25 protein-coding genes are annotated in these 24,068 nt (G+C 68.6%); 21 read left to right on the top strand and 4 right to left on the bottom strand.

Annotation, left to right across the window (positions count from 1 at the left end):
* Window positions 1-211 precede the first annotated feature (211 nt).
* From ACFPN1_RS02875 to ACFPN1_RS02865, 3 genes are all read left to right on the top strand, one after another.
* The gene (locus ACFPN1_RS02875) at window positions 212-1,009 is read left to right on the top strand and encodes a methyltransferase domain-containing protein (RefSeq protein WP_386752820.1); all 798 of its coding nucleotides are present in this window, start codon (window positions 212-214) and stop codon (window positions 1,007-1,009) included.
* A gap of 248 nt (window positions 1,010-1,257) precedes the next feature.
* Window positions 1,258-2,058, top strand: coding sequence for an NAD(P)-dependent oxidoreductase (locus ACFPN1_RS02870; protein WP_386752818.1), 801 nt, complete (start codon window positions 1,258-1,260; stop codon window positions 2,056-2,058).
* A 78-nt stretch (window positions 2,059-2,136) separates the two neighbouring features.
* A complete protein-coding gene (locus ACFPN1_RS02865; RefSeq protein ID WP_386752816.1) occupies window positions 2,137-3,873 on the top strand; it encodes an EAL domain-containing protein in 1,737 nt (578 codons plus the stop codon).
* A gap of 32 nt (window positions 3,874-3,905) precedes the next feature.
* On the opposite strand, the gene ACFPN1_RS02860 is transcribed toward ACFPN1_RS02865, so the two are convergent.
* The 4 genes from ACFPN1_RS02860 to flgA form a co-directional block, all read right to left on the bottom strand.
* The gene (locus tag ACFPN1_RS02860; protein WP_386752814.1) at window positions 3,906-5,159 is read right to left on the bottom strand and encodes an ATP-binding protein; all 1,254 of its coding nucleotides are present in this window, start codon (window positions 5,157-5,159) and stop codon (window positions 3,906-3,908) included.
* A complete protein-coding gene (locus tag ACFPN1_RS02855; protein ID WP_386752812.1) occupies window positions 5,156-5,491 on the bottom strand; it encodes a flagellar protein FlgN in 336 nt (111 codons plus the stop codon). Before ACFPN1_RS02855 ends, ACFPN1_RS02860 begins: the two co-directional genes overlap by 4 nt.
* 30 nt (window positions 5,492-5,521) lie before the next feature.
* Window positions 5,522-5,833: a flagellar biosynthesis anti-sigma factor FlgM gene (gene flgM, locus ACFPN1_RS02850; RefSeq protein WP_386752810.1), complete on the bottom strand. Its 312-nt coding sequence runs from the start codon at window positions 5,831-5,833 to the stop codon at window positions 5,522-5,524.
* Between the two features lie 136 nt (window positions 5,834-5,969).
* Entirely contained in the window at window positions 5,970-6,635 is a 666-nt protein-coding gene (flgA, locus tag ACFPN1_RS02845; protein WP_386752808.1) for a flagellar basal body P-ring formation chaperone FlgA, read from the bottom strand.
* A gap of 71 nt (window positions 6,636-6,706) precedes the next feature.
* Here flgA and ACFPN1_RS02840 point away from each other — a divergent pair, with 71 nt between their 5' ends.
* The 18 genes from ACFPN1_RS02840 (at window position 6,707) to ACFPN1_RS02755 (ending at window position 23,862) form a co-directional block, all read left to right on the top strand.
* A complete protein-coding gene (locus ACFPN1_RS02840; protein WP_386752806.1) occupies window positions 6,707-7,624 on the top strand; it encodes a chemotaxis protein CheV in 918 nt (305 codons plus the stop codon).
* 155 nt (window positions 7,625-7,779) lie between these two features.
* Entirely contained in the window at window positions 7,780-8,154 is a 375-nt protein-coding gene (gene flgB / locus ACFPN1_RS02835) for a flagellar basal body rod protein FlgB (protein ID WP_386752804.1), read from the top strand.
* An 11-nt stretch (window positions 8,155-8,165) separates the two neighbouring features.
* Window positions 8,166-8,573, top strand: a complete 408-nt coding sequence (gene flgC / locus ACFPN1_RS02830) for a flagellar basal body rod protein FlgC (RefSeq protein WP_386752802.1) — start codon at window positions 8,166-8,168, stop codon at window positions 8,571-8,573.
* 27 nt (window positions 8,574-8,600) lie between these two features.
* Window positions 8,601-9,269 (top strand): flagellar hook assembly protein FlgD, encoded by a 669-nt coding sequence (locus tag ACFPN1_RS02825; RefSeq protein ID WP_386752800.1) that lies wholly within the window; start codon window positions 8,601-8,603, stop codon window positions 9,267-9,269.
* A gap of 27 nt (window positions 9,270-9,296) precedes the next feature.
* The gene (flgE, locus tag ACFPN1_RS02820; protein ID WP_386752798.1) at window positions 9,297-10,517 is read left to right on the top strand and encodes a flagellar hook protein FlgE; all 1,221 of its coding nucleotides are present in this window, start codon (window positions 9,297-9,299) and stop codon (window positions 10,515-10,517) included.
* A 182-nt stretch (window positions 10,518-10,699) separates the two neighbouring features.
* Complete coding sequence (locus tag ACFPN1_RS02815; protein WP_386752796.1) at window positions 10,700-11,449, top strand: flagellar basal body rod protein FlgF; 750 nt, start codon at window positions 10,700-10,702, stop codon at window positions 11,447-11,449.
* 32 nt (window positions 11,450-11,481) lie between these two features.
* The gene (gene flgG / locus ACFPN1_RS02810; RefSeq protein WP_386752794.1) at window positions 11,482-12,267 is read left to right on the top strand and encodes a flagellar basal-body rod protein FlgG; all 786 of its coding nucleotides are present in this window, start codon (window positions 11,482-11,484) and stop codon (window positions 12,265-12,267) included.
* Window positions 12,268-12,425: 158 nt separating this feature from the next.
* Window positions 12,426-13,145, top strand: coding sequence for a flagellar basal body L-ring protein FlgH (gene flgH, locus ACFPN1_RS02805; protein ID WP_386754015.1), 720 nt, complete (start codon window positions 12,426-12,428; stop codon window positions 13,143-13,145).
* 189 nt (window positions 13,146-13,334) lie between these two features.
* A complete protein-coding gene (locus ACFPN1_RS02800) occupies window positions 13,335-14,432 on the top strand; it encodes a flagellar basal body P-ring protein FlgI (RefSeq protein ID WP_386752792.1) in 1,098 nt (365 codons plus the stop codon).
* Between the two features lie 179 nt (window positions 14,433-14,611).
* The gene (gene flgJ, locus ACFPN1_RS02795; RefSeq protein ID WP_386752790.1) at window positions 14,612-15,658 is read left to right on the top strand and encodes a flagellar assembly peptidoglycan hydrolase FlgJ; all 1,047 of its coding nucleotides are present in this window, start codon (window positions 14,612-14,614) and stop codon (window positions 15,656-15,658) included.
* 3 nt (window positions 15,659-15,661) lie between these two features.
* Window positions 15,662-17,542, top strand: coding sequence for a flagellar hook-associated protein FlgK (gene flgK / locus ACFPN1_RS02790; RefSeq protein ID WP_386752788.1), 1,881 nt, complete (start codon window positions 15,662-15,664; stop codon window positions 17,540-17,542).
* Window positions 17,539-18,759, top strand: coding sequence for a flagellar hook-associated protein FlgL (gene flgL / locus ACFPN1_RS02785; protein ID WP_386752786.1), 1,221 nt, complete (start codon window positions 17,539-17,541; stop codon window positions 18,757-18,759). The genes flgK and flgL overlap by 4 nt, the downstream gene beginning before the upstream one ends.
* Before the next feature lie 252 nt (window positions 18,760-19,011).
* The gene (locus ACFPN1_RS02780) at window positions 19,012-20,217 is read left to right on the top strand and encodes a flagellin (RefSeq protein ID WP_386752784.1); all 1,206 of its coding nucleotides are present in this window, start codon (window positions 19,012-19,014) and stop codon (window positions 20,215-20,217) included.
* A gap of 278 nt (window positions 20,218-20,495) precedes the next feature.
* Window positions 20,496-21,833: a flagellar filament capping protein FliD gene (fliD, locus tag ACFPN1_RS02775; RefSeq protein ID WP_386752782.1), complete on the top strand. Its 1,338-nt coding sequence runs from the start codon at window positions 20,496-20,498 to the stop codon at window positions 21,831-21,833.
* A gap of 28 nt (window positions 21,834-21,861) precedes the next feature.
* The gene (gene fliS, locus ACFPN1_RS02770; RefSeq protein ID WP_386752780.1) at window positions 21,862-22,257 is read left to right on the top strand and encodes a flagellar export chaperone FliS; all 396 of its coding nucleotides are present in this window, start codon (window positions 21,862-21,864) and stop codon (window positions 22,255-22,257) included.
* Complete coding sequence (locus tag ACFPN1_RS02765; protein ID WP_386752778.1) at window positions 22,257-22,574, top strand: hypothetical protein; 318 nt, start codon at window positions 22,257-22,259, stop codon at window positions 22,572-22,574. Before fliS ends, ACFPN1_RS02765 begins: the two co-directional genes overlap by 1 nt.
* The gene (locus tag ACFPN1_RS02760; protein WP_386752776.1) at window positions 22,571-23,149 is read left to right on the top strand and encodes a PilZ domain-containing protein; all 579 of its coding nucleotides are present in this window, start codon (window positions 22,571-22,573) and stop codon (window positions 23,147-23,149) included. The genes ACFPN1_RS02765 and ACFPN1_RS02760 overlap by 4 nt, the downstream gene beginning before the upstream one ends.
* Before the next feature lie 83 nt (window positions 23,150-23,232).
* Window positions 23,233-23,862, top strand: a complete 630-nt coding sequence (locus ACFPN1_RS02755; protein ID WP_386754014.1) for a response regulator transcription factor — start codon at window positions 23,233-23,235, stop codon at window positions 23,860-23,862.
* The last annotated feature ends 206 nt before the right edge of the window (window positions 23,863-24,068 follow it).

Genomic DNA, 24,068 nt, shown 5'->3' with positions numbered 1-24,068 from the left:
AGTCATTTGGCGCGGAATGCCATTAGTTCGTGGCAATTCGTTTCGATAAGCGACCACAAATATTCATTTATAACTTAAATATATTCTATTAAGTAACTGTGTTTAAAGCAATTTTATTGCAAGAGCACAGACTGATCAAAGCGACACAGACTCGGCAAGGCTCCGCCCTGAGGAACGCGGTCTCATACCCTTCCGGCCTGGCGGATATCCGATGACGACCGACACGACCTACCTGCTGGAAAACCGCAACCTCGAAGCCGGACAACGCTTCGCCGCGCTCTCGGCGCTGTTCGATCCGGTCAGTCTTCGCCAGTTCGACGCCTGCGGGATCGCCGAGGGCTGGCGTTGCTGGGAAGTCGGCGCGGGCGGATCGGCGCTGGTCCAGGCCGTTGCGGATCGCGTGGGATCGACCGGTCATGTCCTGGCCACGGATATCGACGCGTCGTGGACGCAGCCGGCGGCGCGCGGCAACGTCGAGATCCGCATCCACGATGTGGCCGACGATCCGCCGCCCGCGACGTCGTTCGACCTGGTGCACGCGCGGCTGGTCCTGGTGCACGTCGCCCGGCGCGAACTCGCGTTCCGCAACATGGCGTCCGTGCTGAAGCCCGGCGGCTGGCTGGTCGTCGAAGATGCCGATCCGGCGCTGCAGCCGTTGAGCTGCATCGACGTCCATGGTCCCGAGCAGGAATTGGCCAACCGCGTCCGCGCGGGCTTCAGGACCTTGCTGTCGGGGCGCGGTGCCGATCTGTCCTTCGGACGGAAGCTGCCGCGGATGTTTCATGAGGCCGGACTGGAGGATGTGACTGCCGAGGCCTACTTCCCGATCCGCCACCCGCAATGCGTGCCGCTGGAAATCGCCACGGTGCGGATGCTTCGAAAGGATCTTGAGGACCGAGGCATCGTGACATCGGATGAAGTCGAGAAGCATCTGGAAAATGTCCGGGGGGGGCGGCTGGATCTCTCCCAGCCGCCGATGATTTCGGTGCGCGGACGTAAACCGCGCTAGCGCCCTGCTCTCGCGCCCGCCGGTTTCGGCATGCCACTGCATCCAGGCACACGTCCTCGCTGCACGCAACGGGTAAATCGCATAGCCTCGCGAACATGTCGCAAACCTCGCGCAACAACAGGAACGGCCATTTACGCATCGTGGTCTGCACGGCCAAGGAGCAGGCGGAATGGCGCGATGCGCTCGCATCGTGCCTGCCGGATGCCGCGGTCCATGTCGGAGCGGACGCACCGCCCTGCGATTACGCGGTGGTGTGGAAGCCGCCCGCGGCGCTGTTCGAGGCCCAGACGGGCCTGAAAGCCATCTTCTCGCTCGGTGCCGGCGTGAACGGATTGCTGGACATGCCTTCGCTGCCCAGGCAGGTGCCGCTGGTGCGCATGGAAGACGGCGGGATGCGCGAGCAGATGATCGAGTACGCGCTGTACGTGGCGCTGCGACAGCTGCGTCGCTTCGCGGCGTACGAGCGTGACCAGAATGCCGGGACGTGGCAGCCGCGCGGTGCGCGCACCCGAAGCAAGCTGCGGATCGGCGTGCTCGGCGCCGGTGCTCTCGGTGGCCAGGTGGCGCGTGCCCTCGCCGATTTCGGCTTCTCCGTGAGCGTGTGGAGCCGCACGCCGAAGCGGCTGGACGGAATCCTTTCCTGTCAGGGCGACGACGGGCTCGATCACGTGCTCGCCAACAGCGACCTGATCCTGATGTTCCTGCCGCTGACGGACGCGACCCGCGGTCTCGTCGGCCACGCGCAACTGCAGAAGCTGCCGCACGGCGCCAGCATCGCGAATCTGTCCCGCGGCGAGGTACTCGATGACGACGCGCTGCTGGCGCTGCTCGATTCCGGACACATCGACGAGGCGCATCTCGACGTCTTCGCCCGCGAGCCCCTGCCCGAAGATCACCCGTACTGGCGTCATCCCCGCGTCCGGATCACGCCGCACGTTGCGGCGCTGACCGATCATCGCATGGCGGCCGAACAGGTGGCCGCAAAGATCCGGCAGCTCGAAAGCGGACAGGCGATCACCGGCGTTGTCGATTTCGAACGGCAATATTGAGGTGCAGACGTTCGGGCCGCGGCCGTTCAGCGACGCGGGCACTACCGCCCTGCTTCCAAGCCGTTACCCTGTGGAGCGATGAGTACGTACTACGACCCGCACAGCGGCATTCCCGTCGATCCGGTGACTTCGCTGTACCGGCTGGGTGCCGGTGGCCCGAGCCTGCCGGCCGGCCTGGCCGCCGCCGGCGCGACCGGGCGCAAGGTCGCGCTGCTGCACATCGACATCGACCGATTCGGCGCGATCAACGAAAGCATGGGCCCGATGATGGGCGACCAGGTGCTCGCCACCATTGCCCATCGCCTGAGCAAGGCGATGCCGGCCGGGGGCTGGCTGTGGCGCCTGGGCAGCGACGAATTCCTCGCTGGCATCGGCTACCGCCACGAGGAGCCCGATGGCGTCGCGCTCGCCGAGCGACTGCGCGATGCATTCGATGCGCCGCTGTCGATTCCTCCGTATGTGCTGCGCGTGAACCTGGCGATCGGGATCGCCGTGTATCCGGAGGATGCGCAGGACGCAGCCGGCCTGCTCGCCCAGGCCGAACAGGCCGTGCGCCTGGCCAAGCGCGAAGGCCGCAACGGCGTGGGCATGTCGTCCCTGCCCGACGCGCCGGCGCAGACGCCCGAAACCGTGTCGCGCACGGTGGTCGATGCGATGGCGAACAACGAATTCACGCTGTTCTATCAGCCGACCGCGAATGCACAGGACGGCAGCATCGACGCGGTGAGCGTGCTGCTGCGCTGGCAGACGCCGATGCACGGGATGTTGCGTCCCAGCAGTTTCCTCGACCTGATCGAGCGCAGCGGCCTGTCGGCGCGCGTGGATTACTGGGTGGTCAACCGTGCCCTGGCGCAGCTGGCGAAGTGGCGCGACGAGGGCATGGACTACCTCAACATCGCCGTGCACCTGGCCAATCCGATGCTGCTGCGGCCCGACTGCGTGGACCTCATCGGGCAGATGCTGCACAAGTTCCAGATTCCGGCGCAGGCGGTCGAATTCGAGATTTCCGAAAGCGTACTCGCGCTCGATGCGCGCAACGTCGCTGACACGCTGGCGGGATTGCGCGCATTGGGCGCCACCTTGACCGTGCGGGATTTCGGCATGGGCGGACTCGGTCTGGCCGCGCTCGCGCAGTATCCGCTCGATCGCCTGAAGATCGATCGCAGCCTGATCCACAATGTCGCCAGCGATCCGCGCGCCGCCGCGATCGTGCGCGGCATCATCGCGCTGGGCCATCGCCTCGGCATGAAGGTCACCGCCAAGGGCGTGGAGACCGAAGCCGAGCTCAATTTCCTGCGCCGCAACCACTGCGATTTCTTCCTCGGGCACCTGTTCAGCCCGCCCCGCCCCGCCGAGGACATCGGCGACCTGATCCGCCGCCGCTTCCTGTTGCCGGAAGCCTTCGCGACGACGCGGCCGGAGCGCACGCTGCTGCTGCTCGACGACGAGACCAACGTGCTCAACTCGCTCGTGCGCCTGTTCCGCCGCGACGGTTACCGCCTGCTGACCGCCGCCAGCGTTCGCGAAGCCTTCGACCTGCTCGCCAGCAACACCGTACAGGTGATCGTGTCCGACCAGCGCATGCCGGACATGAACGGCACCGAGTTCCTCGAGCGGGTCCGCGACCTGTATCCGGACACCATGCGCATGGTGCTGTCGGGTTACACCGACCTGGCGATGATCACCGATGCGATCAATCGCGGCGCGATCTACCGTTTCCTGACCAAGCCCTGGAACGACGACGAGCTGCGCGAGCACATCCGCGATGCGTTCCGCGCGCACGAGCGCACCAGCACGTACGAAGAATCCTTCTGAGGCGACGACCGATCGCGGCCGGCGCCGGCGCGTCATGCCGGCGGCGCGACTTCCGAGGTCGATCCTTCCGCGGACGCCGGCTGCTTCACCGGCAGCACCACGCGGAACACGCTGCCGGTGCCGAGCGTGCTGCTGACCTCGATACGGCCGTGGTGCTTGGCGATGATGTTGTAGGCGACTGCGAGGCCCAGGCCGGTGCCGCGACCGATCGGCTTGGTGGTGAAGAACGGCTCGAAGATGCGCGGCAGCACGTCCGGCGCGATGCCGCTGCCGGTGTCGGCGATGCTGATCCACGCCTCGCCGCTTTCCACGCCGGTGGTGATGACGATGCTGCCCCGGTTCTCGATCGCCTGCCCTGCGTTGATGAGCAGCGTCATCAGCACCTGGTTGATCTCGGACACATGGCACTCGACCAGCGGCATGCGGCCGTAGTGCTTCTCCAGATGCACCTTGTACTTGAGCTCGTTCCAGACGATGTTGATCGTCGATTCCAGGCCCTTGATGAGGTCGGCCGGCCGCATCGGCTCGCTGCTGCTGCTTCGCGAGAAGTCCTTGAGGTCCTGCACGATCTTGGTGACGCGCTCGATGCCTTCGCGCGATTCCTCCAGCAGCTTGGGCAGGTCGCCGCTGATGAAGTCGATGTCGAGGCGGTCGCGCTTGGCCTGCACTTCGTGGCGGCGTGCGACCGGATCGCTCGAGTGGAGGACGGATTCGTAGCACTCCACCAGCGCGAGCAGCGCGCCGACGTAATCCTGCAGCGTGCCCAGGTTGGAGTGCACGTAGCCGATGGGATTGTTGATCTCGTGGGCGACGCCGGCGGCGAGCTGGCCGATCGAGGCCATCTTCTCCGACTGCAGCAGTTGCTCCTGGGTGCCGATGAGCCGCTGGTAGGTGCGCTCCAGCTGGTCACGCTGCATCTGCCGCGCATCGGCATCCTCGCCGGCGCCGGCGCCCGCTTCGCCGACGGTCAGCAGGCTGCGTGCCGCGCTGCCCTGCATGCCCGTGTAGAGGCGGACGCCGAGAATGGTGTCGTCGATCGTGACTTCGCCGCTCCAGCGGCCTTTCGCTCTCGCTTCCGTCCAGTCGCGCTCGGTCACCAGGCCGAGCAGGAATTCGGGGCCGGCGTCCTGGTGCAGTCGTGCGGCCAGCATCCAGGCCGACGGGTTCGCATGGAGGATCCGCCCGTGCACGTCGAGCAGCATCGCGGCCGTGTCGACCATGTCGATGGCCCAGCGGATGTCGTCGCCGCGATCGGTCGACGGAGGATTCGATTCGAGTTCGCTCATCCCACCCCGAGGCAGCGCGCCGTCGGACTGGCGCCGGATTGCCCGGTGGCATCGTACACGCCGGTGGATTCCACGCGGCCGAGATGGCGCAACGCCCAGCCCACTTCGCGGCGACGCCGCGCGAGCAGGATGCCGTTGGCCTGGTTGAAGTCGCGCAGCGCCAACAGGCGCGCTTCGTCGACCGCGCGGGACGGCAGGCTTTCGGCCTCGCGCAGGGCCGCCAGCTTGGCGGCCGTGGAACTCAACAGCGCATCCGCGTCGTGCTCGAGGAGTGCGCGACGTTCCGCATTGAGCGCCCGTTCCAGCGCTTCGAGCGGATGCACGGCGGGCATGGCGGCCTCGGCGGATGGCATCGGCGGGCTTTACTTCGTCAACGCGCGGTCGAAATCGAGCATGCGGGTGGCGATCTGCTCGGCATCGACACGGTAGGTGCCGTCGGCGATCGCGCTGCGCAGCGCGTTGACGCGCGCCATGTCGATGCCGGCGGGCGCGGAACCCAGCTGGCGTTCCAGGGCCTGCAGGCTTTCGGCTTCGCCGGTCAGGCGCACGCTTTCGCTCGCGCCGGTGGCGGACACCGACTGTGCGCGTTCGGCACCCGCACGCTGGGCGGCCGACGTGGCGACGGTCTCTGCCGGGCGGACGGCGGGCGACGCTCCTTCGATCTTGTGGGTCATGACACGTTCCTGATTGCTCGGTCGAACACGGTAACGGCGTCCCGGGAGGGAACTTGAGGGCTGCGGTACCGGCCCGGACGAAGGGGCCGGGCCGCGGGTCCGGTCCCCCGGGAAACTGGGGCCTCGGCGGGCCGCATCAGAGGAGAATTTCCACTTCCCCCTCCCCGGCTATCCGGCCGCGCAGTATGCGGCGTGACGAAACGTTTTCGACCGTGACCACGCCCCCGGCCTGGGCAGGGCCCAGGGCCCGCCCCTGCATGCGCACCTCGACGCCGCCGGTCCGGGCCACGAGGGTGACCGGATCGCCGCGGCGCAGGGTCGTGGCCGAGGTGAAGTCGGATTCCGTCGGCACGATGCCGGCAGCGAGCGCGCGACGCGGTGTGCGGCCGACCAGCGCGGCCGGATCGGCGAAGGCCGCATCGCCGAGCGTCGAGACCTCGCGGCGCTGGACGACCAGCTGCTGCGCCGTGATCGGCATGCCCGGCGCGGCCGGCGCCGCGAGCACGACGACATCGGCCTCGCGATGCGCCCGTACCGGCACGTACACGCGCCAGCCCGGCGCGTCGGGGCAACGCACCAGCGCCGTGCGCGGGCCCGACGCCACCGCCTGCAGCGGTTGCGTGCATTGCACCAGTCGCAGCGCGGGGTCGAGGGTGATCTGCGCGTCGGCAGGGGCGCCGACGGCCGTCGCCGCTGCAATGCGGATGTCTTCCGTGGGGTGAAATGCGCCCGCAATCGCACCCGTCGACCACGCGATCAACGCAAGAGGCAACGACACCCGGGGAGGCAGGAGCTTCGGCATGCCCGACAGCGTGCAAGCGACGTGCCTGCGGCGGCGCTCAAGAATCCGTCGCGGCGGCCGTCAAACCGCCCATGAGTCAGGACCTGCTGGACCGCATCGACCAACGAACCCGCCTCGCCGGCCACAACCGGCTGGCGCTGCTGTTGTTCCGGCTCGCCTCGCGTCAGCTTTTTGGCGTGAACGTGTTCAAGGTGCAGGAAGTGCTGCCGCGTCCGGCGCTGTTCACCCTGCCCTCGCTGCCGCCCGCCTTCGCCGGCGCGGCCGACGTGCGCGGCCGCAGCGTGCCGGTGCTGGACCTGGCGCGCGCGATCGGCCAGGCCGGCGATGCGGCGTTCGATCCCAGGTATCTGGTCGTCACCGAGTTCAACCGCTCCGTGCAGGGCTTCCTGGTCGGCGGCGTGGACCGCATCGTCAACATCGCGGTCGAACAGATCCAGCCGCCACCCGAGCTCGGCGGCGCCTGCCATTACCTCACCGGCGTGACGCGCCACCAGGGCGAACTGATCCAGCTGATCGACGTGGAAAGCGTGCTGGCCGAATCCGCGCCGCGCGGCAGCGATGCCGGCCAGATCCGCGCCCTGCCGGCCACGGCCGGTCCCCGCGAAGTGCTGGTGGTCGACGATTCGCGCGTCGCGCGCAACCAGATCCGCGCCGTGCTGCACCAGCTGGGGCTCGAAGCCACGCTGCTGTCCGACGGCCGCCAGGCGCTGGAGCACCTGCAGCAGCTGGCGCAGTCCGGGCAGCTCCCGCACGAGCGCTACGCCATGGTCATCTCGGACATCGAGATGCCGGCGATGGACGGCTACACCCTGACGACGGAAATCCGTCACGACCCGGCGCTGCGGGGCCTGTTCGTGCTGCTGCACACCTCGCTGTCGGGCGTGTTCAACCAGGCGATGGTCGAGCGCGTCGGCGCCGACGATTTCGTGCCCAAGTACTCGGAAAAGGACCTCGCCGACCGCATCGCGGCGCGTATCGGGTCGCTGTAGGGCGGTTCTCGGCCCGCCGTCAATGAGGCGGCATTCCCGCCTCCGTTTGAAAGGATGTGCCCGATGACGGGTCAAGACCCCTCCCAGGCCGCATCGCGATTCTCTGGCACGCCGCTTGCCTCGACGGGACGGAAATCCGCTCCCGGAGGGGCCCAATGTCCGACTTCCTTGGCATCCACGGCACCGCGCTCGCGCTGCGCGAGCAGCGCCTGCAGTTGCTCGCCGCCAACATCGCCAACGCCGACACGCCCCACTACCAGGCGCAGGACCTCGACTTCACCGCGGCGCTGAACAGCGCGCTGCAACCCGGCGCGGGTGCCACCACCGCCGCCGGCGGCGATGCGATCCAGCAGGCGGCCGCCGCCGCGCGCTACCTGCGGCCCGCGAGCCAGCCCAGCCTCGACGGCAACACCGTCGACGGCGATCGCGAGAACGCCGCCTACGCGCAGGCCGTGGTCGAGTACCGCGCCTCGCTGTCCTTCATCGAATCCAAGGTCCGCTCGATGCTGACCGCGATCACCGGTCAGTAAGGAGCGATGCGATGAGCAACCTGCCGATCTTCGATGTCGCCGGTTCGGCGATGAATGCGCAGTCGGTGCGCCTGAGCACCGTCGCATCGAACCTCGCCAATGCCGATTCGGTATCCGGCGATCCCAACACCGTCTTCCGCGCGAAGCAGCCGGTGTTCTCGGCCGAGCCGGTCGCGAACAACCCCGCGCTCGCCGGCGTGCAGGTCACGCAGGTGACCGAAAGCAATGCCGCGCCACTCAAGCGCTACGAGCCCGGCCATCCGCTCGCCGATGCGCAGGGCTACGTGTACGCGCCCGACGTCGATCCGGTCGCGCAGATGGTCGACCTCATCTCCGCTTCGCGCAGCTACCAGGCCAACGTCGAAGTCTTCAACAGCGCGAAGGAACTCGCGCTGGCCACGCTGAACATGGGCCGCTGATCGCGGCCCTGACAAGGAACCTTCGACATGACCACGGTCGGCACGAACAACAACGCGGACAGCCTCGCTTCGCTGGGCCTGTCCGTGCAGCAGAACGCGCGCAGCACCTCGCTCGGCCAGGCCGATTTCCTGCGCCTGATGACCGAGCAGCTGAAGAACCAGGATCCGCTCAAGCCGCTCGACAACGCGCAGTTCCTCGGCCAGCTCGCGCAGTTCTCCACCGTGCAGGGCATCGACAAGATGCAGAACGCGATGCAGGCGGTGGCGAGCGTCATGGAATCGGACCAGACCCTGCGCGCCGCCGCACTCGTCGGCCGCGATGCGCTGGTCGAGACCGACACGCTCGACGTGCAGGCCGGTGCCGCCGTCAACGGTGAAATCGCAGCGACCGGCGCCGGCCCGATCACCCTCGAAATCGTCGACGCCGCCGGCACGCGCGTGCGCACGATGACCGTGCAGGCCAACGCCGCCGGCGGCACGCCGTTCCAGTGGGACGGCAAGGACGACAGCGGCAAGGCGGTGGCCGCCGGTCGCTACACCGTCCGCGCCACTTCGGGCACCGGCGACGACGCCGAAGCGCTCGCGGTCGGTGTCGCCGCACGGATCGACAGCGTTTCCATCGAGCCCAGCGGGCTCGTCCTCAATCTCGAAGGCCTCGGCAGCCATCCGCTGTCGGCCATTCGCCGCATCGGCTGACCGCCGAAGCCATCACCAGGAGTCACCATGAGTTTCCGCATCTCGCTCAGCGGCATGAACGCGGCCTCGGCCGACCTCAACGTCACCTCGCACAACATCGCCAACGCCAACACCACCGGCTTCAAGCAATCGCGCGCGGAGTTCGCCGACGTGTTCCCGGTCTCCGCCTCGGGCCTGTCGCGCAATGCGATCGGCGCGGGCGTGCGCCTGGAAAAGGTCGCGCAGCAGTTCGCGCAGGGCAACGTCGACTTCACCGGGCGCGCGCTCGACATGGCGCTGTCCGGCCAGGGCTTCTTCACGCTCTCGGCCAACGGCTCGATGGTGTATTCGCGCGCCGGCAACTTCGGCACCGATCGCGACGGCTACGTGGTGAATCCGGCGGGCCAGCGCCTGCAGGTGTTCCTGCCCAATGCCGGCGGCAACGGCTTCGATACCGGCCGCATGAGCGACCTGCGCCTGGCCACCGGCGATTCGCCGCCGCAGGCGACGACCTCGGTGGAAGTCGGCACCAACCTGCCCGGCAATGCCGTGCCGCCGACGATCACGCCGTTCGATGCCAACGATCCGACCACGTACAACCACACCACCTCGCTGACGATCTACGACTCGCTCGGCGCGCCGCACACGCAGTCGATGTACTTCATCAAGACGGCGAATCCCAACGAGTGGCAGGTGCAGACCCAGATCGACGGCACCGACGTGGGCACGCCGCAGACGCTGCAGTACTCGTCGACCGGCCAACTCACCGCGCCGGCCACCGGCCGCATCGCCCTGCCCGCCTACACGCCCACCGGCGGCGCCGCGGCGATGCCGATCACGCTGGAACTGGGCGACTCCACGCAGTACGGCAACGCCTTCGGCGTGTCATCTCTGACCCAGGACGGCTACGCGACGGGTCGCCTGATCAATATCGAAGTGTCGAGCGAAGGCGTGGTCAACGCGCGCTACACCAACGGCGTGTCCACGCCGCTGGGCCAGGTCGCGCTGACGACGTTCACCAATCCGCAGGGCCTGCAGCCGCTGGGCGACAACGGCTGGGCCGAGACGTTCGAATCGGGCCAGGCGCGTCGCGGTGCGGCGGGCACGTCCGAATTCGGCCTGGTCCAGGGCGGCGCGCTGGAAGCGTCGAACGTCGACCTCACCGAGCAGCTGGTGAACATGATCACCGCGCAGCGCAACTTCCAGGCGAACGCGCAGATGATCTCGACGCAGGACCAGATCACGCAGACGGTGATCAACATCCGTTGATGAAACCGCTCGTCATCCCCGCGCAGGCGGGCATCCAGTGACTTTGGTTCTGAATTGACCGGCCTGGTGAAAAAGCAAAGTCGCTGGGTTCCCGCTTTCGCGGAACGACGAACAAAAGCAAACAGCGTCTCGCATCGCTGGAACGCCGAGCCAAAGCAGCTGAACTGACGCAGGAACCTCCCATGACCGACCGCTCGCTCTACATCGCCATGACCGGCGCCAGCGCCACGCTGCGCTCGCAGGCATCCGTGGCGCACAACCTGGCGAACGCGAACACGGTCGGCTTCCAGGCGACGTTGAACGGCACCGTGGCCGCGCCCGTTGCCGGTGCCGGATTGCCGTCGCGCGTGGCGACCGTGTCGCAGACGCTGGGCGTCAGTGCGGCGGCCGGTTCGCTGACCGACACCGGCAATCCGCTCGACATCGCCCTGCAGCCGGAACACTGGCTCGCCGTGCAGGACCGCAGCGGTGGCGTCGCCTACACGCGTGCCGGCGACCTGCGCATCAATGCGAACGGCCTGCTCACCACCGCTTCCGGCCTGCCCGTGCTCGACCAGGCGGGTGCGCCAGTGACGATCCCGCCCAACGACGCCCTGCACATCGGGAGCGACGGCACGGTGTCGATCGTGCCGCAGGGGCAACCCGCCTCGACGATGGCCAACACCGGGCGCCTGCAGGTCGTTGCCGCCAGCACGCGCGACCTGGTGCGCGGCGACAACGGCCTGATGCGCGCGCCGCCGGGTGCGACGCCTCCGGCGCCCGCGGCCGGCAACGTCCTCACCACCGGCGTGCTCGAGAACAGCAACGTCGACGGCACCGCGATGCTGGTGTCGATGATCCAGCTCGCCCGCCAGTTCGAGACGCAGGTACGGGTCTTGCACAGTGCTGACGAGAGCGCGCGATCGGCCAATTCGTTGCTGTCGTCGCGCTGAGTTCCGCCCTCCTTCACTACGAGTAGTCCGCCATGACCCAGGCTCTGTGGATCGCCAAGACCGGCCTCGACGCGCAGCAGACGCGCATGGCGGTCATCTCCAACAACCTCGCCAACACCAACACCACCGGATTCAAGCGCGACCGCGCCAGCTTCGAGGACCTGCTGTACCAGACCGTGCGCCAGCCCGGCGGTGCCTCGTCCGAGCAGACGCAGCTGCCCACCGGCCTGTCGACCGGTACCGGCGTGCGCGTGGCGGCGACGTCCAAGCAGTTCGCGCAGGGCAACCTCGCCCAGACCGGCAACGCGCTCGATATCGCGATCAACGGCCGCGGCTTCTTCGAAGTGCTGATGCCCGACGGCAGCACGGCCTACACGCGCGACGGCACGTTCCAGCTCAATGCGCAGGGTGAACTGGTCACCAATTCCGGTTATCCGGTGCAGCCGGGCCTGCAGTTCCCCGAAGGCACGCAGAGCGTGACCGTCGGCAGCGACGGCACGGTGAGCGTGCAGATCGCCGGACAGGCCGAATCCGTGCAGGTCGGCCAGCTGACCCTGGCGGACTTCGTCAATCCCGCCGGCCTGCAGGCCAAGGGCGAAAACCTCTTCGTCGAAACCAGCGCGAGCGGTCCCGCGCAGAGCGGCGCGCCCGGCCAGGGCGGCGTCGGCGTGCTGGTGCAGGGCGCGCTGGAAGGCTCGAACGTCAACGTGGTCGAGGAACTGGTGTCGATGATCGAGACGCAACGCGCGTACGAGACGAATGCGAAGGCGATCTCGACGACCGATCAGATGTTGGGTTACCTCAACAACAACCTGTGAGTGGTGTGATGAAGCGGAGCCGCGGCATTCTTTCGCTCGTCGTTCCCGCGAAGGCGGGAACCCAGCGACTTTCGGCCTTTCCTCGTTGCATGGGAGGAAAGGCGAAGACACTGGATTCCCGCCTTCGCGGGAATGACGAGCAAAAGCAACAGCGGGGGCTGCAGGTTCTGACCGCCTCCGCCCTGCTCGCGCTCTCCGGTTGCGCCAGCATCGTCGGCGATGTGAAGCCGTTCGCTTCCGAGGCCGGTTCGCCCGCAGGCCGTCCGATGCCCGTGCAGAACTACGCGCCTGCCGCGCCGACGGCGGGCGATGGTGGCGGTTCGATCTTCGCCGGTGCCGGCAACGGCGGCGGCAATGCGCGCATGCGGCTGTTCGAGGACAACAAGGCGCGCGAGGTCGGCGACCTGCTGACGATCGTGCTGGTCGAGAACACGCGCGCCAAGACCAACGCCAAGACCGCGGTGACCAAGGATTCGGGCGTCGACATCGCCGCGCCGACGGTCTTCGGCCAGGACGTCACCTTCCACGGCAAGCCACTGCTGCAGGCCGGGATCGAAGGCTCGCGCGACTTCTCCGGCGCTGGCGACAGCGCCCAGAGCAACCAGCTCGCCGGGAACATCACGGTCTCCGTGGTCGAGAACCTCGGCAACGGCAACCTGCGCGTGGCCGGCGAAAAGCGCCTGCGCCTGAACCAGGGCGACGAGCTCGTCCAGATTCAAGGAATCGTCCGCACGGCCGATATCGGTCCTGACAACCGGATTTCCTCCGATCGTGTCGGCGACGCGCGGATCGTCTATGGCGGCCGGGGCACGCTCGCGCGTTCCAACGCGATGGGCTGGCTCGGACGCTTCTTCAACTCCGCGGCGTTCCCGTACTGAGGCAACAACATGAAGTACGTGACGCAAGCTTTTGAATTTATTAAAAACGAGCATGGATCCGTTGGTCCTGAGCGCAGGCGCGCAATGCCGTCGTCGAAGGCATCCGGGGGCCGCCACGATGGGGCTGACCTTCGACGACGGCCTTGCGCCCTGCGCTCAGGACCAACGGATCCGGCTGCACGCACGAGCATGGCAGGACGCCTCGCGCTGGCGGCGTTGCTGCTGGTGTCGGTCATCGCGCCGGCCCACGCCGAGCGCATCAAGGACCTCGCCCAGGTCGCCGGCGTGCGCGGCAATCCGCTGGTGGGTTACGGCCTCGTCGTCGGTCTGGACGGCAGCGGCGATCGCACCAGCCAGACGCCTTTCACCGTGCAGAGCCTGAAGACGATGCTCGACCAGCTCGGCGTGACGATTCCGCCGGGCGTGAATCCGCAGCTCAAGAATGTCGCCGCCGTCGCCATCCAGGCCGAACTGCCCGCTTTCGCGAAGCCTGGCCAGACCATCGACGTCACCGTCTCCTCGATCGGCAACGCCGGCTCGCTGCGCGGCGGCACGTTGGTGATGGCGCCGCTGCGCGGTGCCGACGGCCAGATCTACGCGATCGCGCAGGGCACGCTGATCGTCAGTGGTTTCGGCGCGGCGGGCCGCGACGGCTCGAAGATTTCCGTGAACGCGCCCAACGGCGGCAGCATTCCCAATGGTGCGATCGTCGAACGCGCCGTGCCCAACGCGGCGCAGGGCAGCAGCGTGGTGACGCTGAACCTCAACGATGCGGACTTCACCACCGCCGCGCGCATCGTCGAAGCCGTCGACGCGGCCTTCGGCCCCGGCCGTGCGCACGCGCTGGACGGCGTGACCATCGAAGTGACGCCGCCCGCCGGCGACCGCATCGCCTTCCTGGCCCAACTCGAATCGCTGGACATCGCGCCGGGCGCCGCGGCCGCGAAGGTGATCGTGAGCGCGCGCACCGGCACCGTCGTCATGGGCGGCCAGGTGACCGTGCTGCCCGCCGCGGTGTCGCACGGCTCGCTCACGGTCTCGATCACCGAAAGCATCAACGTCAGCCAGCCCGACGCCTTCGGTCGCGGCAACACGGTCGCGACGCCGCAATCGAACGTCGAGGTGCAGCAGGACGGGGGGCACATGCTCATGTTCGCCGGCGGCACCTCGCTGGAATCCATCGTGCGCGCCGTGAATGCGGTGGGTGCGGCCCCGGGCGACATCGTCGCGATCCTGGAGGCGCTCAAGCGCGCCGGCGCGCTGCGGGCGGAACTCGAGGTGATCTGAGGTGGAGCAAGGGCGGGAATGAAGAGCGGGAACCGGGAACAGGAAATCAACGCGGCGCGCGGTGACGCGAGTCGATCCGCTACGCCCACGCCTTCACGAGCGTGGCTCCCTGCCTCGCTGTTCCCTTTTCCCTGTTCCCGCCCTTCGATACCAGGCACGCCGCTTGCAGCGCCCCTGACATGCGCCTGACTTCCGCCACCGGCATCGCCCTGGAGCCCGCTTCGTCGGGCTCTTCGCATGCGCGCATCGAGGAAGCCGCGCGCCAGCTGGAGACGCAGTTCGCCCACATGCTCATCAAGTCGATGCGCAGTGCGTCGATGGGCGATCCGATGCTGGGCAACGACACCACCTACCGCGAGATGTACGACCAGCAGCTCGCGAAGGAACTGAGCAAGGGCCGCGGGCTCGGCCTGGCGCCGATGATCATGCGCCAGCTGGAACGCAGCCAGCCCGAGGCGCCGCAGGCAACATCGCCCTTTCCGCAGGGCCTGCCGGCCGGAAGTCCTTCCGCGCCGCTGCCGCTGTCCGTGCCGACCGGGCCGATGTCGCTGCCGGCCATGAACGGCATGTTGCCGCTGGCACCGGCACGCAATGGCGTGTCGATGCAGGCGCTCGATCTGCCGGCGCTGAACGCCACGCAGCCGCAGGCGCCCGCCGCATGCGAGGCATCGGAACGGCTGGATTGCAGCAGCCCCGAAGCCTTCGTCCGTTCGATCTGGCCGATCGCGCAGAAGACCGCGTCGGAACTGGGCGTGCCCGCGCGCGCCCTGGTCGCGCAGGCGGCGCTCGAAACCGGCTGGGGCCGCCGTCTCGTGCAGAAGAACGGCGAGACCTCGCACAACCTGTTCGGCATCAAGGCCGGCGGTCGCTGGAGCGGATCGCGCATGAGCGCGTCCACGCACGAATTCGTCGATGGCGTGCGTCGCAGCGAACGCGCCGACTTCCGCGCCTATGGCTCGGTCGCCGAAAGCTTCGCCGACTACGCGCGACTGCTCGGCAACGGCCGCTATGCCGCCGCGCGCGGCTCGGGCGAGGACGTGCACCGTTTCGCCAGCGCCCTGCAGCACGCCGGCTACGCCACCGATCCGGCCTACGCGAAGAAGATTTCGGCGATCGCGCATGGCGCCACGCTCAACCGCGCCCTGGCGATGCTGCCGGCGCAGGACACCGGTGCGGACCGGCGCTTCGTCGCCAGCGCCGATGTCGCCACCACGCCACGGGGCTAAGCCATGAGCGGAATTCTCTCGACCGGCACCTCTGCCCTGCTCGCTTTCCAGCGCGCATTGGGCACCGTCGGTCACAACGTCGCCAACGCCGCCACGCCGGGTTACAGCCGCCAGCGCGTCGAATTCTCGGCGCGTCCCGGCCAGGGCACGAGCACGACCTACGTCGGCCAGGGCGTCGATGTCGGCAGCCTGCGCCGGCTCGCCGACGGCCTGGTGTTCGCGCGCCAGATCGACAGCAGCAGCGAACTGGGTCGCCTGGAACAGGTGTCCTCGCTCGCGACGCGCGTCGATGGCCTGCTCTCGGGCGATGCCACCAGCCTGTCGCAACCGTGGTCGGCGTTCTTCGGCGCGGCGCGCGGCGTGGTTTCCGATCCGACCTCGCCGGTCGCACGCACCCAGCTGATCAGCTCGGGCCAGCAACTGGCCACGCGCTGGCGATCGCTCGACAGCCAGCTCGCCACGGTGGAAAAGGACACCGACCAGAAGCTGGTCACGACGGTCGCCGATGCCAACCGCCTCGCCAGCGAGATCGCCAACCTCAATCGCGACATCGCAGCATCCGGCAGCAACGCGTCGCCGGACCTGCTCGACGAACGCGCCCTGCGTATCGACCAGCTGGCCAAGCTCGTCGGCGCCGAAACCGTCGCGCAGGACGACGGTTCGCTCAACGTCTTCACCACCGGCGGACAGGCGCTGGTGCTCGGCGGCCGCGCCATGACGCTGGACACCGTGCCCGATCCGTACCGTCCCGACCGGCTGCAGCTCGCCTTGCAGGGCGCGAACGGCCCGATGCGCCTGCCGACGAACGCCATCGGCGGCGAGATCGCCGGCCTGCTCGAATTCCGCGAACGCGTGCTCGATCCCGCACGCGCCGAACTCGGCCGCAGTGCGACGGCCTTCGCCCTCGCCTTCAACGAAGCGCAGCGCGCCGGCGTGGACTACAACGGCGCGCCCGGCACCGACTTCTTTTCGATCGCGCCGCCGCGCGTCGATGCGCACGCCGACAACGCCGGTAGCGCCGGCATCACCGCGAGCGTGGCCGACGTCGGCACCCTCACGGGCCAGGACGTGGTGCTGCGCTTTGATGCGGGCACCTGGTCGGCGACGCGCAGCGACAGCGGCGAGCCCGTCGCGTTGACCGGCACCGGCACCGCGGCCGATCCGCTGCGCATCGGCGGACTCGCGCTGGTCGTGGGCGGCGTGCCCGCGAACGGCGATCGCTTCGCCGTGTCGCCGACCGCAGGCGCGTCGGCGAGCCTCAAGGTCGTGCTGCAGGATCCGGCCGCGATCGCGGCCGCTTCGCCGCTGCAGGGCAAGGCCGACACCGGCAATCTCGGCACGGCAAGCGTCGGTGCGGCGCAGGTCACCGATCCGGCGGCCTTCGCCGGCTTCACCGGCGCCAGCATCGAATTCATCGACGACGACCAGTACACGATCGACGGCGCGGGCCCCTACGCCTACACCGCCGGCACACCGATCGCCGGCAGCGGCTGGTCGGTCGCGCTCGAAGGCACGCCGGCCGCGGGCGACAGCTTCGCGCTCTCGCCCACGCCGCCGCGTTCGGCCGACAACGGCAATGCGCGCGCGTTCGCCAATCTCGATACGAAAGCCCTGCTCGACGGCGGCACCACCAGCCTCACCAACGGCCTGAGCCAGCTCACCGCGCGCGTCGGCAGCGCCGCGCGCCACGCCGACCTCACGCTGGAAGCGCAGCAGGCCATCCACGCCCAGGTCGAAGCCGAACGCGAATCCGTGTCCGGCGTGAACCTCGACGAGGAAGCCGCCGACATGCTGCGTTTCCAGCAGGCCTACCAGGCCGCGGCGCAGGTGATCGCCACCGCCGACAACGTGTTCCAGTCCCTCCTGGGAGCCATCCGCCGATGACCCTGCGCATTTCCACCGCCGGCCTCCACGCACAAGGGCTTGCCGCGCTGCTTCGCCACCAGAGCGAAATCGCGCGCACTCAGCAGCAGATCACCACCGGCAAGCGCTTCAGCCAGGCCAAGGAAGATCCCGTCGCCGCGTCGAGCGCGCAACGGCTCGATCACGTGCTGGCGATGCTGGGCGAATACAGGCGCGGCGCCGAACAGGTCGACAACCGCCTGCGCCTGCAGGAAGAAGCGCTCGCGGACGCCGGCGACATGCTGTCGCGCGCGCGCGAACTCGCGATCCAGGGCAACAACGCGCCGCTGTCGGACAACGACCGCAAGGCGATCGCCGCCGAGATCCGCCAGCTGCGCGCCGGACTGATCTCCGTCGCCAACCGCGACGACGGCAACGGCCGTCGTCTGTTCGCCGGCACGCGCGATGGCGTGGTGCCCTTCGTCGACAACGCGGGCAGCGTCAGCTATCTCGGCGACGACGGCCAGAACAACGTCGACATCGCACCCGAAATCGCGGTCGCCGACACCGATCCGGGCAGCGCGGTGTTCCTGCGCGTGCGCACGGGCGATGGTTATTCGCGTGCGAGCGCCGGGGGCGCGAATGCCGGTTCGGGCGTGCTGGAGGAAGCCAGCGTCGGCGATCCCGCCGCGTGGAATGGCCGCGCGTTGTCCGTGCGCTTCACGTCCGCGACCGATTACGAAGTCGTCGATGCCAGCGGCCCCGCGCTCTCTCCGCCGGTCACCGGCACGTGGTCTTCGGGCCAGGCGATTCCCGATCCCGCGGCCGGACTCGGCGTGCAGTTCCGCATCAGCGGCGTGCCCGCGGCCGGCGACACGTTCTCGATCGAACGCGCGCCCACGCGCGATGTCTTCGCCACGCTCGACATGCTTGCCGATGCGCTGGAAGCGCCTTCCGGCACCAGCGCGGATGCAGCGCGACGCGCGAACGCGATGGCCTCGGCCATCGGCGATATCGCCACCGCGCAGGACCACATGCTCACGGTCCGCTCGGGTACCGGCATGCGCCTGCAGGAATTGGATCGCACCGCCGAACGCCGCAGCAGCGAGGAAGTCACGCTGGCCGGCACGCTCTCGGAGTTGCGCGACATCGACCTCGCCGAAGCGGTGAGCCGCCTTTCCCTGGAAATGACCGCACTGGAAGCCGCGCAGAAGTCGCTGCTGCGGGTTCAGGGGTTGTCGTTGTTTGATCAGTTGTGACGAAGGGCGGGAACGGGGAACGGGGAAGCAAAGGCAAAGCGCTGCAGTTCGCTTGCTTCCCTGTTCCCCGTTCCCCGTTCCCGCCTCCAAATCCCCAACCCCCATCACAAATTCAGCAAATTCCCCGCTAAAGACCCCCCGGACGGTGCCGTTACCTAATCCAGCAGAGGACAGGGCCGGTGGAAACGGCAAGCCCCTGCCAGACCACCACCCAATCGACGTTCCGTCGGCACCGTAACCGGAGACAAACAGATGTCCATCATCAACACCAACGTGATGTCGCTGAACTCGCAGCGCAACCTCGCGACCAACAGCGCCAGCCTCGCCACCACCATCCAGCGCCTGTCGTCGGGCCTGCGCATCAACAGCGCGAAGGACGACGCGGCCGGCCTCGCCATTTCCGAGCGCTTCTCCACCCAGATCCGCGGCATGAACCAGGCCGCGCGCAACGCGAACGACGGCATCTCGCTGGCGCAGACCGCCGAAGGCGCGCTGGGCGAAATCGGCAACAACCTGCAGCGCATCCGCGAACTGGCCGTGCAGTCGCGCAACGCCACCAACTCGGCCGACGACCGCGCCGCCCTGCAGAAGGAAGTGTCGCAGCTGAAGTCGGAAATCGACCGCGTTGCCAACCAGACCACGTTCAACGGCACCAAGCTGCTGGACGGCTCGTTCACCGCGCAGGCCTTCCAGGTCGGTGCGAACCAGGGCCAGACGATCACCGTCGACGCCATCGCCGATGCCAACATCGCCGCGCTGGGTACCTGGAACTCGGTCGCGCAGTCCAATGCTTCCGGCGCCGCCGGCACCTTCACGCAGGTCGACCTGGCCGATACCGAGGAGTACAGCCTCGAAGTCGACGGCGTCTCGATCATCTCGGTGACGGGCGATGCCGACGGCGAATCCGTCACGGCCGCCGACATCGACGCGCAGCTCGCCGACTCCACCGTGCAGGCCAACCTGGCCACCGCCGGCGTCACCGTCAGCGGCACGGCCGCCGGCGGCGACCTGAAGTTCACCAAGACCGACGGCAGCGCGATCGACATCGTGGTCGCCAACGATGCCGGCGCGAACGGCTTCGGCGGCGCGGACTTCGCCACGGGTACCAACACCGTCGACAACGGTGCCGCCGCTGCCGCGCAGACCGGCTTCGCCTCGCTGGACATCTCGACCGCCGAAGGCGCCGACAACGCGATCCTCGCGATGGACGCCGCCCTGAACTCGGTCAACAGCGCCCGCGCCGACCTGGGTGCCGTGCAGAACCGCTTCACCTCGGTGATCGCGAACCTCAACACGACCGCCGAAAACCTGACCGCGTCGCGCAGCCGCATCCGCGACACCGACTTCGCGAAGGAAACGGCGGAACTGACCCGCACGCAGATCCTGACCCAGGCCGGTACCGCGATGCTGGCCCAGGCCAACCAGGCGCCGCAGGGCGTGCTGAGCCTCCTGCGCTGATGAACGACGCGGGACGCGGCTCCGGCCGCGTCCCGCTGTCCGGGCACCACGGCACTACTGCAACACGCTTCAAGGCTTCAAGGTTTCAAGGCTTCAAGGTTTCAACGCTTCACGACTTCATTGCACCACCGCTCCGCTTCAACTCCAACGCAATTGGCTCCGCGTAATCCGTTCCAACTTTCTCCCGCGAGGCGTTCCATGGCCCACGACCGACTCCTATCGAACCGCCGGTCCGTGGTTTCCCGGAGCGCCTCGCTCTTCTTCGCCCGGTGGTCGCGATGAGCATCACGTCCACCGGTATCGGCAGCGGCCTCGACGTCGCATCCCTGGTGCAGCAGCTGGTCGCCGCCGACCGCGCGCCCACCGCGAACCGCATCGACGCGCTCGAGAGCAAGACCAAGGCCCAGATCTCCGCCTTCGGAGCGCTGCGCAGCGCCTTCGACAGCCTGCGCACGGCGATCGGCAAGCTGCGCTCCGGCGACACCGTCGATGCGCGCAAGGCGACCGTGCAGTCCGACGCGGGCTTCACCGCCAGCGCGACCGCGAAGGCCGCAGTGGGCACGTACAGCGTCGAAGTGCTTGCGCGCGCGAGCGCGCACAAGCTCGCCTCGCAGGCGTACGCCGCCGCCGACACCAGCGTCGGTAACGGCCATCTCACCATCACCAGCGGCGAGACCACGCTCGAAGTGGACATCGACGCCGAACACGCCACGCTGCAGGGCGTGCGCGACGCCATCAACAAGGCCGCGCAGGGCAAGGGCGTCACCGCCACGATCGTGACGGCGGACGACGGCGCGCGCCTGGTGCTCAGCGCCACGGCGACCGGCGCGGACAACGCGCTCGCCATCGCGGCCAGCGGTGGCGACGGCGGCCTGTCCGCCCTCGCCTACGCGCCGCCCGCGGCCACCACGATGACGCAGCTGCAGGCCGCGACCGATGCGAAGGTCAAGGTCGACGGCTTCGTGCGCAGCAGCGCCAGCGACACCATCGGCGACATGATCGAGGGCGTCACGCTGACGCTCACCGAAGCCGAGCCGGGCACGGTCAAGCAGCTCACGGTCGCGACGGATCCGTCGGTATTGCGCAGCGCGGCCAAGAGCTTCGTCTCCTCCTGGAACAGCGCCATCAATGCGATGGCCAGCACCACGAAGTACGACCCGGCGACCAAGGTCGCCGCGGCGCTCAATGGCGATGCACTGGTTCGCGGCGTCGCGCGCGACCTGCGCGGCCAGCTGGGCGACTCGGTCGCCGACCTGAAGGCGCTGGGCATCACCATCGACACCAACGGCACGCTGAAGCTGGACGAGGCGGCCTTCGATGCCGGCATGGCGAAGGATCCGGCGGCCGCGGCGCGCCTGTTCACCGCGGACGACGGGTTGGCGGCGGGACTCGACGCGAGCCTCGATCACCTGCTCGACAGCGACGGCCTGCTCAAGAGCCGCGACGACGACCTCGCCAGTCGCACCAGGTCCATCGCCGACCAGCGCGCCGCGCTCGATACCCGCATGAGCGCGCTGGAAGCCCGCTACCGCGCGCAGTTCGTCGCGCTCGACGAGCTGATGACGCGCATGCAGTCCACCAGCAGCTACCTCGCCCAGCAGCTCGACAAACTCTGACCATCCCCCAGTCATCACGAGTCCCGCCATGTACAGCGCCCGCAACTACGCCAACCAGTACCGGCAGACCGGCGTCTCCAGCGCCGTGCTCGATGCCAGCCCGCACGAACTGGTCACCCTGATGCTGGCCGGTGCGCGCGAACGCGCCCGTCTGGCCATCGCGTGCCTCGAACGCGGCGACCTGCCGCGCAAGGCCCAGGCGATCAGCGAAGCCGGCGCGATCATCGGCGGCCTCGACGGCGCCCTTAACCTCGAAGCCGGCGGCGAGATCGCCGACGGCCTGCAGGCGCTCTACGACTACGCGCAGCGCCGGCTGCTCGCCGCCAATGCCCACAACGATCCCGAGCCGCTGCGCGAAGTCGACGGTTTGCTCGGCGAGATCGAATCGGCCTGGCGTGCGATCGCGCCCGCGCCGGCGAAGTGATGGGTGAAGTGACCGGCGACGTGGCCAGCGGCACGAAGGTGCCGGATCTGCCTGCGGAGGAAATCCGCGAGGCTATCGCGCAATGCGACTGGCCGCGCGCGACCGCGCTGCTCGCACGTCACCAGCACGAACTGGTGACGGCGCTGGACCAAATCGATCGCGCCACGATGTCGCGCGAACCCTGGCTCGACCTGCTGCTCGCACAGCGGGCACTGCTCGCCGAGCTGCGTCACGCCCGCAACGAAGTGACCGACGCGCTCGAACGCCTGTCGGCAGACCACCGTGGCGCCCGCGCCTGGTTGCGGGAACTGGCATGACCACCGTGCTCGCAGCGATCGAGCGCGCGAACGAACAGTTGTTCGGGGACGCGCTCGCCTGCGAGGAAGTGCATCCGGCAGTCTTCCTGCCCGGTCCGGTCGAGGCGACGCGCCTGCGCGCGCACCTGCTCCAGGCCGAGGCGCTGCTGCGCGCGCTCGCCGTCGTCGAAGACAGCCCGCGCAACGAGGAAAGCGATCCGCACATCGACGCCGCCTTCCGTCGGCTCGAGGCCAAGGTCGACCTGCTCACCGCCCTGGTGGCCGGGTTCGCCGCCGGCCAGTCCACCGATCCGCTGCGCCGCCTGCGCTGGTCCGCCCGGGGCGTGCGCATGTCGCATGACGCGGCCTTCGCGCCGGGAACGCCAGGATTGTTTCGGGTGCAGGCGGCTGAATGGCTGCCTTCGCCGCTCGTGCTCCCGGCGACCGTGCTGGCGGCGGAAGCCGGCGTGGAACCCGGCTCGCAGTCGTTGTGGCTGCGCTTCGAGGGGCTCGGCCCGGTGCTGGAAGCGGCCCTCGAGCGCCATCTTTTCCGCGTGCACCGACGCGCCGTGGCCGAAAGCCGACGCGCAGGGTAACCAAACTGACGCAAGCGGCGATTTTGCGGATACACCCGCGGCATTAAGCTATCGTCCTAAGGGAATGCGGAGGGGCGCGGGTGATTCGAGTCTTGATTTGCGACGACCACACGCTCGTCCGCGCCGGCTTGCGCCGGCTGGTGGATGCCTTCGACGGCGTGGAAGTCGTCGGCGAGGCCAGCAGTGCCGACGAGGTCGTGCAACGCGCCAGACAGATGCTGCCGGACGTGATCCTGCTCGACGTGTCGATGCCGGGCCGCAGCGGTTTCGACGCGCTCGGCGAATTGCGCCACGGCCTGCCCGAAGCGGCCGTCGTGATCATGTCGATGCACGACGACTCGTTGCATGTGCGCGAAGCGATGCAGCGCGGCGCCAACGGCTTCGTCGTCAAGGAAGCCGCGCCGGCCGAACTGGAAGTCGCGATCCGTGCCGCCGCCGCCGGCCGCACCTTCCTCAGTCCGCAGGTCTTCGCCTCGCAACTGCAGCCGCCAGGCGCGCGCCGCGCGATGGGCGATATCGACAAGCTGTCGCCGCGGCAGCGCGAAATCCTCGATGCGCTCGGCGCGGGCCGCACCACCAAGCAGATCGCCGCGGACCTGGGCCTCAGCGTCAAGACGGTGGAAACCCACCGCTCGCGGCTGATGGAAACCCTGGGCTGCCGCAACGCCGTCGAACTGCTGCGCACCGCGATGCGCCTGCACGATCGCCGCTGACCGCGGCATCGCGCTGGGATTCCGCCGCCCCGCTCCGCCGCCCCGCGTCCCCCTGCGACGGCTCGCGTCACTTTTGCGACGCGGTGTAAGGGATTCCCCTACATGGGCCCGGGTTTTCCCCTAGTCGCGCCCGGGTTTGCCCCGATTCGTCTTCCGTCATGCGCCCTTCACGATGGTTCCCGGGGTCGCCCACAGGGCGGACGGGG

It is taken from the genome of Lysobacter yangpyeongensis (genome assembly GCF_042655745.1).
GTDB classification, from domain to species: Bacteria; Pseudomonadota; Gammaproteobacteria; order Xanthomonadales; family Xanthomonadaceae; genus Agrilutibacter; species Agrilutibacter yangpyeongensis.
This window is presented reverse-complemented; position numbering and strand designations above follow the sequence as displayed.

What these genes read in the sequence shown, in the direction of transcription:
- flgA (WP_386752808.1), bottom strand. Translation starts at nt 6,635, where the DNA reads ATGCCGAAGCTCCTGCCTCCCCGGGTGTCGTTGCCTCTTGCGTTGATC.
- ACFPN1_RS02875 (WP_386752820.1), top strand. Translation starts at nt 212, where the DNA reads ATGACGACCGACACGACCTACCTGCTGGAAAACCGCAACCTCGAAGCC.
- ACFPN1_RS02765 (WP_386752778.1), top strand. Translation starts at nt 22,257, where the DNA reads ATGGGTGAAGTGACCGGCGACGTGGCCAGCGGCACGAAGGTGCCGGAT.
- ACFPN1_RS02800 (WP_386752792.1), top strand. Translation starts at nt 13,335, where the DNA reads ATGGCAGGACGCCTCGCGCTGGCGGCGTTGCTGCTGGTGTCGGTCATC.
- flgB (WP_386752804.1), top strand. Translation starts at nt 7,780, where the DNA reads ATGTCCGACTTCCTTGGCATCCACGGCACCGCGCTCGCGCTGCGCGAG.
- flgK (WP_386752788.1), top strand. Translation starts at nt 15,662, where the DNA reads ATGAGCGGAATTCTCTCGACCGGCACCTCTGCCCTGCTCGCTTTCCAG.
- ACFPN1_RS02815 (WP_386752796.1), top strand. Translation starts at nt 10,700, where the DNA reads ATGACCGACCGCTCGCTCTACATCGCCATGACCGGCGCCAGCGCCACG.
- ACFPN1_RS02780 (WP_386752784.1), top strand. Translation starts at nt 19,012, where the DNA reads ATGTCCATCATCAACACCAACGTGATGTCGCTGAACTCGCAGCGCAAC.
- flgM (WP_386752810.1), bottom strand. Translation starts at nt 5,833, where the DNA reads ATGACCCACAAGATCGAAGGAGCGTCGCCCGCCGTCCGCCCGGCAGAG.
- ACFPN1_RS02855 (WP_386752812.1), bottom strand. Translation starts at nt 5,491, where the DNA reads ATGCCCGCCGTGCATCCGCTCGAAGCGCTGGAACGGGCGCTCAATGCG.
- fliS (WP_386752780.1), top strand. Translation starts at nt 21,862, where the DNA reads ATGTACAGCGCCCGCAACTACGCCAACCAGTACCGGCAGACCGGCGTC.
- ACFPN1_RS02760 (WP_386752776.1), top strand. Translation starts at nt 22,571, where the DNA reads ATGACCACCGTGCTCGCAGCGATCGAGCGCGCGAACGAACAGTTGTTC.
- ACFPN1_RS02840 (WP_386752806.1), top strand. Translation starts at nt 6,707, where the DNA reads ATGAGTCAGGACCTGCTGGACCGCATCGACCAACGAACCCGCCTCGCC.
- fliD (WP_386752782.1), top strand. Translation starts at nt 20,496, where the DNA reads ATGAGCATCACGTCCACCGGTATCGGCAGCGGCCTCGACGTCGCATCC.
- ACFPN1_RS02825 (WP_386752800.1), top strand. Translation starts at nt 8,601, where the DNA reads ATGACCACGGTCGGCACGAACAACAACGCGGACAGCCTCGCTTCGCTG.
- flgE (WP_386752798.1), top strand. Translation starts at nt 9,297, where the DNA reads ATGAGTTTCCGCATCTCGCTCAGCGGCATGAACGCGGCCTCGGCCGAC.
- ACFPN1_RS02865 (WP_386752816.1), top strand. Translation starts at nt 2,137, where the DNA reads ATGAGTACGTACTACGACCCGCACAGCGGCATTCCCGTCGATCCGGTG.
- flgG (WP_386752794.1), top strand. Translation starts at nt 11,482, where the DNA reads ATGACCCAGGCTCTGTGGATCGCCAAGACCGGCCTCGACGCGCAGCAG.
- ACFPN1_RS02860 (WP_386752814.1), bottom strand. Translation starts at nt 5,159, where the DNA reads ATGAGCGAACTCGAATCGAATCCTCCGTCGACCGATCGCGGCGACGAC.
- flgC (WP_386752802.1), top strand. Translation starts at nt 8,166, where the DNA reads ATGAGCAACCTGCCGATCTTCGATGTCGCCGGTTCGGCGATGAATGCG.
- flgL (WP_386752786.1), top strand. Translation starts at nt 17,539, where the DNA reads ATGACCCTGCGCATTTCCACCGCCGGCCTCCACGCACAAGGGCTTGCC.
- flgJ (WP_386752790.1), top strand. Translation starts at nt 14,612, where the DNA reads ATGCGCCTGACTTCCGCCACCGGCATCGCCCTGGAGCCCGCTTCGTCG.